A 14,418-nucleotide genomic window follows, 5' to 3' on the forward strand; every position below is an offset into this window, starting at 1 on the left:
ACAATGAAAAAGAACCTCCTGTCCGCAGCCGTAAAAGGGGCCTTAGGCTTCACCGCTGCCGCAATTATGGTTCCTGCTGCTCCTGTTTTTGCACAACAAGATGCGGAAATGGTTGAAGAAGTTGTAGTAACCGGTTCCAGAATCGAGCGCGCTAATGACATAAGTGTAAGCCCTGTTACTTCCGTTAGCGCTGAAGACCTTAAAGCAACCGGTGTTGTTCGTGTTGAAGACCTGATCAACGACCTGCCACAAGTTGCCGCGACCCAAACCGCCGGGCAAGCCAATGGCTCCACTGGTACCGCAACTGTTTCCCTTCGCGGTCTCGGATCTCAGCGCACCCTGGTACTTATTGACGGCCGCAGGATGCCTGCTGGCTCTCCCCTTGCTGGCGGCTCCGGTGCTGACCTGAACCAAATTCCCGGTGCACTCGTTGAGCGAGTTGAAGTACTGACTGGCGGCTCTTCTGCGACCTACGGTTCCGACGCAATCGCAGGCGTTGTCAACTTCATCATGAAGGATGATTTTGAAGGTGTACGCTTTGAAACTCAGACGAGCGTCTACCAGCACAACAACGACAATAGCAGCATGCAGCGTCTGGTAGAAGACAGCGGCTACGATGTTGCTGACGGCAGCGTAACCGACGGTGACACCAATGACTTCTCATTGATCATGGGTGCAAACCTGGACAATGGCCGTGGTAACGTTACAGCCTATGCCAACTACCGTAAAATCGATGCCGTTCTTCAGTCCGATCGCGATTACAGTGGCTGTAGCCTGTCCGGCAGCTCTGACAATTTCTCCTGCGGTGGCTCCTCCACTGTGCCCTGGGGTCGCTTTACTGACTTTGGTGCAAACTCTGGGGACACAACTGAAGGCTTTGATTACAGCCTCGGGGATAACGGCGAGCTGGTCGACTACTCACGCCCCTATAACTACGGCCCGCTGAATTACTTCCAGCGCCCGGATGAGCGCTGGACCATGGGTGCTTTTGGTCACTATGAAATCAATGAGCACGCAGAAGCTTATGCCCAACTGATGTACGCTGATGACCGTACCGTTGCCCAGATTGCCCCCTCCGGTGCCTTCTTTGTTACCAGCGATCTTTACTGTGGTAACCCCCTGCTCTCTGACGAACAGTTTGAAGCTTTCTGTGGCGTTTACGGCCTGACCGAAGATAACTATATCAGTGACCTAAACGTCGTAAATACCGATACCGATACTGGAGCAATCACCGAAAACGAAGGTGCCCTTTACATTGGCCGACGCAATGTTGAAGGCGGCCCTCGTCAAGATGATATGCGCCACACCACATTCCGTGGTGTATTTGGTTTGCGCGGAGATATCAACGACAACTGGAACTACGACGTTTACTACCAGTACTCCGAGGTAAGCCTCGAACAGACCTATTACAACGATATGTCTGTAACCAATATCCGCCGCGCCCTGGATGTTCGAGAAGATGAAGATGGCAACGCTGTTTGTCAGTCTGTGATCGATGGATCCGATCCCAACTGCGTGCCTTGGGATATTTTCTCCGCAGATGGCGTAACCCAAGAAGCTATTGACTACCTGGTTCTTCCTCTGTATGCCCGTGGTACTACCGATCAGGAAATTCTTTCTGGTTATGTAACTGGTGACCTGACTGACTACGGCTGGAAGCTTCCAACTGCCGAAAATGGCATTGCCGTTGTAATGGGTCTTGAGAGCCGCCGTGAAAAGCTAAACTATTCACCGGACATGGGCTACCAGAATGGTGAAGGTGCCGGCCAGGGCGGCCCAACCCTACCTGTAGATGGCTCTCTCAACGTTAAAGACATTTTTGCTGAGATGAATGTCCCTATTCTCAGCGGTATGCCTGGTGCTGAATACCTGGGCCTGGAGTTGGCTTATCGCTACTCCGACTACTCAACTGATGAGCAGACCAATACTTACAAAGTTGCCGCTGACTGGCAGCCCATTGACGACCTCAAAGTCCGTGCCAGCTTCCAGTCTGCTGTACGCCACGCCAACATCCGTGAACTATATCGCGCACAATCCATCCAGTTGTTCGATATGGACTTCGACCCATGTGGCTCCCGCACAGCAGCTGATGGCTCTGTAATTGGCCCTGAGTACACCCTAGAACAGTGTATGAATAGCGGTATTACTGCGCTAACTTACGGCGATGAGATCGATTCACCTGCCGGCCAGTACAATTTTATTGGTGGCGGCAACCCTGAATTGTCCCCAGAAAATTCTGACACTCTCTCATTTGGCTTTGTTTATTCTCCAGAGTTTGTTGACGGACTGACCCTCAGCATTGACTACTTCAATATTACTGTTGAAGACGCAATTGCCTCTATCCAGCCAGAAACTATCCTCGATAAGTGTATCGAAACCGGTGAAGAGCTGTTCTGTGGCGCAATCAGCCGTGGCAGCAACGGCAACCTGTGGATTGGCGATGCATCCATTACCGCTACTGACGTAAATATCGGCTACTTCGAAACCGAAGGCTTTGATATCAATGCCAACTACGGCTTTGATGTAGGCAGCTACGGCGCTGTAGATATGAACTTCATCGCCACCTACCTCACCAAGTGGGACCAGCAGGAATTTGAAGGTGAGCCGACCGAAGAGTGTGCGGGTTACTGGAACAGCTCCTGTGGTACCCCAACACCTGAGTTTGTCAGCACCTTGCGCGCAACCTGGTCCACTCCCTGGAACGTGGATATCAATGGTAGCTGGCGCCACATTGGTAGCGTCACTGACCTGGGCTCAAATAATGCAGACTTTGATGCAATCAACTATTTTGATCTGTCTGCTGCCTGGGTGGCCTCTGATAACGTAACGATCCGCAGTGGTATCAACAATGTCTTTGACAAAGAGCCGCCTCTGACTTCAGATGCCGGCGCTGGTATCTACGGCAACGGCAATACATTCCCTGGTATCTATGATGCTCTGGGTCGCTACGCCTTCCTGGGCCTGACTGTCGATTTCTAAACACTGTTTGTTTATAAGTTGAAAGTCTAAAAAGGCGCGACAAAATGTCGCGCCTTTTTTATATATCTAGCCAATCACCTCAAGTGAAAGACCGTGAACACCTGAACGCTAAGGGGCAACGATCCTCCCCCTATTGCTTAGGCAGACCACGTGAGTATAGAAAATCAATATCCCATTGAGGCAATCTACTTAAGCACAAATACTTGATACTACGACCTTGCCCAAAATATCGGCAAGCAATTAAAAACTTGAGCAACAAAAAGACAAAGAAGGCGCAGAAAATTAGAAAAACCTTCGCCAAGCCAACCTACTGAAGCCCTAAAAGATGGTCCTTATAATTTCTATAACGTCCAGAAGAGGCTTTATAAAGAGGCTTCCTAACCTGCCAAATACTCGCAGTTTTAACCACACCCTTTTTAGCCGAAAAGTTAAGACAAGAATCTTCCCAGTCGAGCCCAATAAACTTCAATAGCTCCTCAAGCTCATCTTTTGGCGAGCAAACAAACTTATCGTAATCCACACAATACACAGACCCGGGGAGCAGGCGCCTCCAGTGTTCCATCAACAATTCTTGCTGCCGGTAGTAATGCCCTATCCATTCAAGATCAACAGAATAATTCATCCCCGCCCCCAACTGCTGAAAGTAAACTGACAGGCAGTTATCCATTAAATTTCTTTTCGTCCACACAATCTTCGCCTGAGGGAAAAGGCTCTTAATAAAACCTATATGTAAGAAATTATCAGGCCGCTTATCGGTAAAAAATCCCTTCACATCAAATTTCTTAGCAACATGATTTTCATAAGCTAAAGCTGTAGCTTCAAAAAAACCAGACTCCCCACTTTTAAATTGCGAGAAATATGCACCACCTAACTTTTTTACTTGTTGCGGAATAAAATCAAGCTCTCCTCCAGCAGTCACCTGGGAGTGACCACTCAACACCCTCTCCAATAAGGTCGAGCCAGAACGCAGCATTCCACAAATAAATATAGGAGAAAACCCGCTTCTTTGCGGCAAATTGTCAGCCCACGCTTGGTCAAAAATTGAGATAAGATTCTGTGTATACTTTTCCTGCAAATCCTTTCGATATGCACGAAACCGTAAGCGACCAACCTCATTAGCCTTATGATAAGCTTCAAAGGCAGCATCATACTCAGCGCAGTCGTCGAGAGCCTTCCCGAGAGAAAATAATAGCTCTTCACGCTCCAATCGGGAATCTATACCGGATGACAAAGCAGTTTTTAGCTCACCTATAATTGGATCATCCTCACTTTCAATATCACTTTGGTATACTAACCTGCTGAGGGCGGGGTAATAGTTTGAATCCAGTGAAAGTATCTTTCTATACAATCTTCTTGAGCAAGCTCTATCTCCTCGCTCCTCAGCAAGCCCCGCAAGATTAAACAGGGCTGGAATATAATTGGGTTCTATAGATAGAGATTTCTCAAAAAACTTGCCAGCCAAATCCGGACGATTCATATCCACGTACACTAACGCAAGGTTATTGTACACTTCTTCCTGCCCATCAATTTCAAGTTCAATTGCTTTTCTATATGCTTCAGCAGATGCCTCAAATTCACCAATTTTCCTTAATTGCAAAGCTAGGTTAAACAAGCAATTCGGCTGATTTTCATTGAGAGACAAGGCATATCGGTACATATCCACCGCGCTCTCACTCATCCCCGCAGACACGCACCCAGAAGCCAAATTAAGAACACATGCCATATTAGATGGCTTAATTGACAGAAGCTCCTCCAGGTAGCGAGCCGTCTTTTCTACCTGTTTACTGGAAATATAAAACTGACAAATTTCCACAAGGATCAACTCACGCTCAACCCCTAAATCAAGCATTGCCAGCAGTATACTTTCTGCCTCAGATAAATTTGATGACGCAAATGCTTTATGCGCACGCCTTAATTCCTTTAGGAGGTCTGATCGATTTGTCATTTTTACAACTAATATTATATTTAGGTGAAGTGAAATATAGAATATTGGAAAGAAAGAAATAAAGAAAAGAATTAAGGAAAGTAGACCCCTCTATCAAAAGAAGGGCCGCGCAAACACCGTTAATATTCGCCAGGATTTCCCTGCGCGCCCTTGCGGCGAGCGGAATCCACGACATTTTTTGAGGCCTCTGCGACACCTTTCCACTCTTCCACAGTCATACATGTCTTCTCTTTAAAACGAGAACCTGTAATAGAGCGAACTTTGCAAACTAACCGACTCTCAGATGAGTCCGTACTGCCATTTGAAGTGGCGGCTAGATCATTTCTCGCATCCGCTTCATCAACTGCCGGTTTAGTAGCGCAGGCGCTAATAAGCATAACCGTACAAATACCCACTAAAGCTGCCTTCAAGCCCATTATTTCTCTCCTTGTTTAAAAACCATTACGGTATCGACTCGAACTTCGATTCTATACCGATATAGCCTTCAGTGCATGTACAGTCTTCAATATAAATCGATGACAAAGTGGTCAAATAAGAAGCTCAAGAAGTACACCGCTATTCAATTTTAAATCTATCGTTATAAGCCCCCTCTAAAGGCGGTTGTTAAACCAGCTTCACGAACTAAAACACGCCCTTTCCGGGGGGCTACAAGCTACTGCATATAACACTTACACAAATAAAATTGTAATAAATCAAGATCTCTAGATCTGACCACCCTGTGGTACACACCGCCCCCCAGAGCACTACAACACCCAAACTATCGCGACAACCTAGAAACAGGAGGAATCATGGTAAGCGTCAAGGCACAACCATCAAAAAAAACTATTTGCCAGCTCAACCTGTTAGAAATAGTTAATTAATAACAGCAAAACTTCCAAATAGTCCGAGGTTAATTTTCACCACAAGAAATTGACGAATTTAAATGACAACGGATAAGGAGAAGATAATAGAGATACTCAGCCCCCACTCCGCAAGACTGCCGAAATAAAAAGCAGATCCCCTTTAATGCCCCAAGTCAAATCCTGCCAAATCAGACTTTTCTACAGCTCACAGGAGGGTTACCCGCTAAATCTAGCTGCATTTAGCTTAACCCCAACTTATGACGCCCAATCCAGCGAAAAACATTATCCACTAAATTCAACCAAGAAAACTGAAAAATATAGCTTATTTTAATTGTTTTTTGGTTCATTTAGCCTAAAAAAATCGAATAAGACCCAAAAACTTCACCCAATCTCACTTGGCGTAGATAGGTAAATAGGTCATAAAAACACCAGAATAGTTCCATATTTCCACTTAATGCATTAAAGTCAGCTTCGACAGCTTTTAACTCATAGCATATAAAGCACTATAAGCACCTTAAGTATAAGAAGGTTCCACTATGATCAAGACCAAACTGAGCATTGCCATCGCTGCTCTTGGCACCCTCGCCAGCACTGGCGTCTTTGCCCAGGAGTCCACGGAAGTAGGCGCAGAGGTAGAAGAAGTAATTGTGACCGGTTCACGTATTGCTCGTGACCCACTGTCCACTACTGGCCCAATTACCCTGGTTGACTCCGAAGCCATTCAGCGCTCCGGCGTCGGCACTATTGACGAGCTGCTAAACCAGCTTCCGTCTATGGGTACCACTGGTATCAATGCAAATGACAACAACGGCGGTGCTGGTCTTTCATTTGTAGACCTTCGCAACCTGGGGTCCGCGCGCACTCTGGTTCTCGTTAACGGTCGTCGCTTCGTATCTTCCAGCTCCGGCGTTAGCTCTGCCGTTGATATGAACAATATCCCTGTAGATATGATCGACCGCATTGAAGTGCTGACCGACGGCGCATCTGCCGTATATGGCTCCGATGCCGTTGCAGGTGTAATTAACGTTGTTCTGAAAGACTCTTTCGATGGTGTGCGTATTAACGCACGCGCAGGCGCAACCGAAGCGGGTGGCGGTGAGAATGGCGAACTGTCTATCACTTTTGGTAAAGAGTTAGACCGAGGCCAGTTCATCGCGAATATAACTCACAGCCAGCGCGACGAAATCGCTTATACCGATCGAGACTGGGCGGGCCTGCAAAGCTCAATGTCTCCCACCGGTAATATCTTTACCAGCTACGGCTCCTTTAGCGTTGCTGATGACGGTGTCACACTGGGGGATTACTCCAGCTATGACATTGGCCAGTACATGTGGCTTTCCGGCTCTATGGAGCGCACCAGCTTCACCGGTAGTGGTACATACTCCATCACCGATGACATAGAGTTTTATGGTGAGGGTTCTTACACCCAGAAAACTACCAACCAGCAGCTGGCAGCCCAACCCATGTACGCGGGTAATGGCCTCAATCTCACAGCGGACGATCTTTCTGAAGAAGTTCAAGAGCAGTTAGCTGAAGCGTGGCAGGAAGCCGAAGACTCTTACCAGATTGAACTTGCCGCTTACAATGCCGCCATTGCCGAGTGGGAAGCGCAGGGCAGCCCAGAGGATCTCGAACCTACTGCCCCAGAAGCAACTCATGGTGATAGCTGGCAAGACGGCCTGTCCGATATCCGTCTGCGTCCTGTTGCTGGTGGAACTCGTGACTACGAACAAACCACAAAAACCTATCGTGTTCTCGGCGGCCTCCGCGGCGACTTTGCCAATGGTTGGGGTTGGGATGCTTTCGTTAGCTACGGTAAAAACGAAGGCGAAAACACTACCGGAAACTCCATCAGCAAAACGATGCTGCAGGAAATCCTGGATGGAGAAAGTGGAATTGCTGATGAGGACATCCAGTTCCTTGGCGGTATGAGCGATGAGGTCATCGACTACATTAGCTACACCGATCGCGAAGATAACGAGTACGATATGCTCAACATCGGAGCGAGCTTGACCGGGGATATTGAGCCCGTTCAATTCCAAGGTGGTGCCTTAGGTTTTGCTGCTGGCCTTGAGTATCGGAAGGAAGCCGGTGAGTTTAATCCGAGTGAAGAAACTCAGTCTGGTGCTACCTTCGGCAACCAGCAGGATGCAACCTCTGGTGACTTCGCTGTAACCGAAGTATTTGCCGAGTTTAACCTGCCTATCCTGGCCGGTATCAAATACGCAAATGAGCTATCCGTAGATGCGGCTGTTCGCTACTCCGAATACGACACATTCGGTGGGCAGGCGACTTACAAGCTGGGTGCGGTATATGCGCCAACCGAAAACCTCCGTTTCCGCACAAGCCTATCTACTGCATTCCGTGCTCCGGGTATCTATGAGCTTTATAGCGGTACAGCACAAAGCTACAGCTACTTAATTGATCCTTGCGACACCAGCAGCAACAACTCTGATGGCCAAGGCGACTACTGTGACATGGTAAGCGCAGGCTTCACCCAGGCAGGCTCCCAGGTACCAACCAACATTGGTGGTAACGAAGACCTGCAGCCGGAAGAGTCAACCAGCTTTACCGCCGGTATTGTTTGGACCCCGAGCTTTGTCGAAGACCTCTCCATCACACTGGATTACTTCGACATCCAAATCAAAGACGCCATCACTTCTGCTGATACCCAGCAGATTCTGGATGACTGCTACCGTGAAGGTATCAGCTCTGCTTGTGAACTGGTTAGTCGCGGTTCCAGTGAGCAAATTGAATACCTGGAAGGCTCCCTGTTGAATATCGGTGAAATTAATACCAGCGGTATTGATCTCGACGTAGTCCAGAACCTTTACTACGACGCGGGTAAACTGGCTCTGCGTGCTCAAGCAACTCACCTGCTTGAGTATGAAGAGTACAACTCCCAGACCGATCAAACCTCTGACTACGTAGACTACATTGGTACTAGTAGCGAGGCGTACACCAAGTGGCGCGGCTTGGCCAGTGCAACCTGGTACGCAGACAGCTGGGACTTTGGTGCTGATATTCAATACATCGGCGATGGCCACAGCCCCTACCTGGACATGCCTTCACACACCTACCTGAACCTGAAAGCAGGCTGGGATGTTAATGAGTCTATGCGTCTAACTGCGGGCATCGACAATGTTACCGATCGTGATCCGTCTACTACATCTGGTAGTGACTGGAACGGTACTTACGACTACCAAGGCCGCTACGCTTGGGCTGGTGTAAGCTACCAGTTCTAAGTCTGACTTTTACAGTCAACCTAAAAGGGGTGCCCATGGGCACCCCTTTTTTGTGGGAACAAGCTTCTGCTTAACGCCATACACCCAAATTATTCTGGGCCATTAATTAAAAAATCGAGCTTCTGCTTATAAACCCCACGGGTCTGTGAGCTGCTGACCTGTGAAAATGCCTGCTTAAAACTCGCTTTGGAAGCGATCAGATCGCCAAGCCTGTACCTTGTAAGCCCCAGTAAAAAGTGAAAGCGGTGATCGCTGTCATTAGCTCTCAGTGCGCGACGCAAGAGCTTCTCTGCTTTTTTGTAATCCCCCGCACTGTATGCCTCTAGAGCCTGATGATGTAGATAATAGGGGTTGCGCGCACGGTGGAAGCGCACACGCTCGGCATACCAATCAGCCAGTTCTTCCCTGCCGGAAACGCGGTAAAGCCTCTCTAAATTGCTGATGGCAACCAGATTGTCCCGCTCAATTTGCAAGGCCTTGAGGTAACTTTGCTCGGCGGCATAGAGGTGGTTAAAACGACTGTACACAGCGCCGAGATTTGACCAGATATCACTTCTCTGTGGACGCAGCTGTAGCGCTTTGCGCAGATACAAAAAAGCGAACTGTTCCTCGCCGCTGCGCATCAACTCTATACCGCGATTACTGTAGTAGAGCGCAAAAGCAGTAGTGTCATCCAGTGCATACTGCCGATACGCCGGATCGTAGGCCTCCAGATTAAAGTCGATCACTCGCCGCCTGTTTTTATACTCGGCAACCATATTGACATGGCGATAGACCGTAAAGGTCTCGGGGTCATCCTGCCCCCAAACCGGAGGCACATCCACCTCATTGAAATAAGCCTCCACACCCAGCTCTCTGGCCATAGCCACCATCATTAAGGTAAATGCCAGGCAGTTGCCCCGCTGCAACTGGTAGGTCTTACTTGCCGGCAGGGTGCTGTTGGGATCGTACTCGATATGGAAATCACCCCGCCCATAGGCATTCACCAGAGATTGGAGCCGCTTGGAGGGAGACTCTCCTGGGGCGATACTACCCAGGTAGAACAAAATATCGGCATCAAGCCCCAGCAGGTCCTCATCGGGAAGCTCTCCCGGCAAAACCGGCCGATCGAGAATCGCCCGTCCACTGAGGGCGGTGTTGACATCGATAACCTCTGGCTTTTCGAGGGGAATTTGAGCACAACTAGCAACAAAAAGGGCCAGAACAAGGGCCAGTGGGGCCTTCATCGTCATTTTCCCCTCAATATTTTAGCCTTATGGTATTTAGAGAGCCTCTAATCAAGCTCAACTGTAGCGGCCTAATACTTCCGGATACTTCGCTAAGATAATAGAACTACCAAGCGAGGTGAAGTATGACAACAAAAGGGATACGCCAGTATTTTAAATCAGAATTCAATAAAGGCGCGCAGCCCTAGTCTGAGCTAGGGTGTTCGATATCTAAGGCCATAGAAACTGCAAGGGACCATTACAAACTATCTGCGACGTGAAAACAAACAGTTGTATATAGGGAAAAATACTTGATCACTACATTCTTACGAAAGAAATGAAGTAAAGTACAACTTTATCAAAGAGCAGCAAAGCAACTTTCCAGTTAAGAGGCTCTATCAGGTAATACAGGCAAATAAGAGTAGCTTTCACAAGTGGTGTGCCGTAGTGATAGCTTAATAGATAGGCGAACATGGTAAACGTGCCATTGCTTGTAGGCCTTATCTGCAGAACCTCGACAGCCACCAGTCAACGGGCTTAAAGAGGCTCCTGATTAAGCTTGGCCACAACGGACAAGTTTAAACTTACAAATATATTTATAAGTGGAGTCAAGGTTCAAATAGTATATGACCGAGAGAACAAGTGTGATAACACTTTAAAACCGAAGGGAAAAACTAAAACTCAAGGTCAAAACCAGTAAGAGCAACCTTAAAAATTAAGGGATAAAAAAGCGGGCCATAAGGCCCGCTTTAGCGATTTCTGTAAGGAGAATTAGAACTCCATACGAACGCCTACAAATGCACTACGGCCAATATCGTTATACACAGCTGCAGCAGTATCATGCCCAGTTGTATTACCTGGAATACCAGTCAAAATAACCGGAGCTTCTTCATCCAGAACGTTATTAATGCCAAGGTTTGCACTGATGCTGTCAGTGAACTGATAAGATGCGTACAGGTCATGTGTGACATAAGTGCCAACTTCAAAATTGTACAGATCATAACTCAAGTCAGGTACTGCATCGCCAATGAAAGAGGTTTCCCACTGTACCATCAGTCGATCCATAGAGTAGTTAATTGTCGCAACCCACTCGTTCTCAGAAAGGCCAACCTCTCCTACGAGCTCATCACGCTCACCAAATTTAGTTTGAGTGTAATCAATTATATGACCGTAGATCAAAGAGAGGTCCAGCTGGCCACTACCCAGTCCCATACCCCACTGAACCTGAACATCTACACCTTCGGTCTCAAGGGAGCCTTCATTGATATAGCCAGAATTTACTTCTGTAATTTCACCCAGTTGGTAGGCAGATCCTGTAGTATCGCGAACAACGAAATCACAGAAATTATTTGGGTAGCTGCTAGTGTTGTAACAGTAATCTACGGAGGTCTGGCGGCCAACAGTATCGATTAGATTTTCAATTTCAATATTGTACCAATCGACAGAAACCGACAGGGTACCAACACCCAAATCACGGTCAAACACCGCACCTAAAGTGTAACTGTCAGAAGTCTCAGGCTCCAAGTTGCCATTACCTTTACCAACGAAACCACCGGTTCCCTGGATTTCAGTCTGTGACAATGTAAATACGCCCTGATCTTCAATTCGTGCCGCTACAGCAGGAATAGCACGGCAGTTTTCTGCAACAGTACCGGTAGTCTCTGCGGTTACTCCATTACAGGGATCACTTACTGCACCAAAGGACTCACCACCTGGCGCAAAAAGTTCATTGATATTCGGGGCACGTACAGCTCGCGCGTACTGACCACGAACCCGCAGATCATCATTAACAACCCATGAGAAACGAGCTGTGTAAGCATCGGTAGCACCAACAGTATTGTAATCTGCATAACGATATGCAGCACCAACACTCAACTCTTGAATGCCAGTAAGGCCCGAAAGTATTGGCGCTTCCATCTCAACATACAACTCAGTTGCATTGAAGCTACCTTCAGTAGGCTCTTCCTTATTTCCTGCATTCTGGCCGGTACGGGTTAAAGCATCAGGGAAGTCTGCTGCGTATTCATCACGATACTCAACACCTGCAGCCAAACTTAAGGGACCAGAGGGCAATTCAAGCAGCTCACCGCTAATATTAATGCCACCAAAGGTTTGCTTGGTACGCTGATCACGAATTGAAGGTGCAGTTACATACTCTGCAGCATCCTCAGAAATGGAACCATAACCAAACAAGTTGATTGGTACACAACCTTCTGCTGCCGCTGCTGCATCTGCACATACAATATTGCCGTCACTATCTTCTACTGCATTCAACGCATTGCGGAAGTTAGAAATGTTTATCTGACCTGTACCGCGCTGGCTATCCTGCATTTGCCCCTGACCAAAGTGAGCATCCCAATTCCAATCGTTGATCTCACCACGCAGGCCAATCAATCCGCGGAAAGTTTGACGCTCAGCAAAAGAGCCGCGCTGCTCCAGCTCAGTTGTACGGCGGAAATATTCGAGGTACTCATCACCTGCTGCAATTGCAGCCGCTCTTAGGTCATCAGGTACATAGGGATTATCAATATGTATCCCGTCAATGTATAAGTCTTCGTTACTGTGTGGATATGGCTCAATTTCACTCTGTGTTTCGGTGCGAGCAAAAGTGGTCTCGATGTAGCCTTCCAAAGAGTCAGTAATCTGATAGTTTAAGTTAGAACTAATCAGATAGCGTTCAGTTGGCACAGTGTAACGTCGGAAGTTTTGACGGTTAAACCCATATTGCTCTTGGTCCCAAGGTACAACTTCGCCACCATCGTATACGTAAGAGTCACCAGTGGAGGGGACAAAGAAACGGCCATGTTCCGAGTAAGAGGAATAAAAAGGAGCAGTACTATCCTGACAATCATTGATATCGGACGTCAATCGACAAGTAGCAATATCGTCAACTTCAGTATTATCACGGTCGCGTGCCAAAACACCTTTTTGATCGGTATAAGTCATAGAGATAACGGCATTACCTTTACCGTCATCAAAATTACCACCGGCAGTGATATTAAAGCGATCAGTTTGGTCATCACCAAACTCTACAGTTTCCCCGTGAGAGGAGGTAATGCTAACGCCTTCGAAGTCATCCTTAAGGATAACGTTGATTACACCAGCAAGAGCATCAGAACCATAGATTGCTGATGCACCACCTGTAATTACTTCTACCCGCTCGATTAGCTCTGTAGGGATAGTGTTCCAGTCAACAGCTGAGCTACCCGCAACGCCAGAAACATAACGACGTCCGTTAACTAGAACAAGGGTACGATCCTCACCTAGGTTGCGAAGTTCAACAGTGTTGATACCAGCACCAGAAGTAAAGAAATTAGAGTTGCTGCTAGAAATACCCGACACACCAGTTGCCGGCAGACTCCGCAGAATATCAGCACTGTTTACCATGCCGGAAAATTCAATATTCTCAGAGTTGACAGTTGTGATAGGTGTTGCAGCTTCCAAGTTAGATCTGGTAATGCGTGAACCGGTTACAATTACCTCCTCAACCAGTGTCGCGTCATTTACATCCTCAGATTCTTGGGCAAACGCTTGACCAGTTGCTCCGAGGACTACAGATACTCCAAGTGCGGTCTTGATTGCAGACGAAAGGATATTCCTTTTCATTGTTTTATCTCACTCTAGGGTAGGGTCGCTCCCTACTAGATACGTTTGAGTTTATACATGAAGCAACCACCCCCATGGCTGCTTCAGCTCCCAACAAAGATAAAACGAATAAATCCCTCCCCCCCTCAATAAAACTTTACTCAAATATCAAAAAGCTTTTTCCGTGAAAATCTGCCAATTTGTACATTGTTACCGCTACCTCTGCCCCCCTGTAAGATTCAACCTGTTTTACAATCTAATTTTCATCGAATTCGCTCAAAAAACTATCAGCCTTTATTCGTAATCAGGTAGCGCTCAGAGTTATGTGTTATTTCTTTACCGTTAGAGAAGAGATATCCCATAGCCACCCCTACGTTCGAACTGAAGCGGCTATGAAAGCAAAGCTGGCAGGACACCTCACCAACAAAGCTAAGCCCAATCGCAGGAATAGCACCACTTCAAAATTCCGCCGGTAACTTCGAACTTCAGACTCCACCGGATCGTACGGAAACCTTTACTCCCAAATCGCCAAGAAGTATCAAACTCAACTTACCGGCGAGCTAGACCGGAAGATCATGGCTCTGTTCATTTTGGGGAATAGTTATCAGAACCCCCGT

Annotated in this window: 6 protein-coding genes; 2 read left to right on the top strand and 4 right to left on the bottom strand. The window is 47.4% G+C overall.

Going from position 1 to position 14,418, the window contains the following annotated elements; translation table 11 throughout:
* Positions 1–3: 3 nt before the first annotated feature.
* Positions 4–2,979: a TonB-dependent receptor plug domain-containing protein gene (locus ACJJIK_RS11220; protein WP_444932246.1), complete on the top strand. Its 2,976-nt coding sequence runs from the start codon at positions 4–6 to the stop codon at positions 2,977–2,979.
* Between the two features lie 307 nt (positions 2,980–3,286).
* On the opposite strand, the gene ACJJIK_RS11225 is transcribed toward ACJJIK_RS11220, so the two are convergent.
* Together ACJJIK_RS11225 and ACJJIK_RS11230 are read right to left on the bottom strand one after the other, a co-directional pair.
* A complete protein-coding gene (locus ACJJIK_RS11225; RefSeq protein ID WP_444932247.1) occupies positions 3,287–4,924 on the bottom strand; it encodes a tetratricopeptide repeat-containing sulfotransferase family protein in 1,638 nt (545 codons plus the stop codon).
* A gap of 119 nt (positions 4,925–5,043) precedes the next feature.
* Complete coding sequence (locus tag ACJJIK_RS11230) at positions 5,044–5,340, bottom strand: hypothetical protein (protein ID WP_444942788.1); 297 nt, start codon at positions 5,338–5,340, stop codon at positions 5,044–5,046.
* A 962-nt stretch (positions 5,341–6,302) separates the two neighbouring features.
* Here ACJJIK_RS11230 and ACJJIK_RS11235 point away from each other — a divergent pair.
* Complete coding sequence (locus ACJJIK_RS11235) at positions 6,303–9,011, top strand: TonB-dependent receptor plug domain-containing protein (protein ID WP_444942789.1); 2,709 nt, start codon at positions 6,303–6,305, stop codon at positions 9,009–9,011.
* Between the two features lie 89 nt (positions 9,012–9,100).
* Here ACJJIK_RS11235 and ACJJIK_RS11240 read toward each other — a convergent pair whose 3' ends face one another.
* Positions 9,101–10,237 (bottom strand): tetratricopeptide repeat protein, encoded by a 1,137-nt coding sequence (locus ACJJIK_RS11240; RefSeq protein ID WP_444942790.1) that lies wholly within the window; start codon positions 10,235–10,237, stop codon positions 9,101–9,103.
* Between the two features lie 750 nt (positions 10,238–10,987).
* Positions 10,988–13,822: a TonB-dependent receptor plug domain-containing protein gene (locus ACJJIK_RS11245; RefSeq protein WP_444932251.1), complete on the bottom strand. Its 2,835-nt coding sequence runs from the start codon at positions 13,820–13,822 to the stop codon at positions 10,988–10,990.
* Positions 13,823–14,418: the final 596 nt, after the last annotated feature.

This window comes from Microbulbifer regidiadema (SeqCode), from assembly GCF_052466995.1.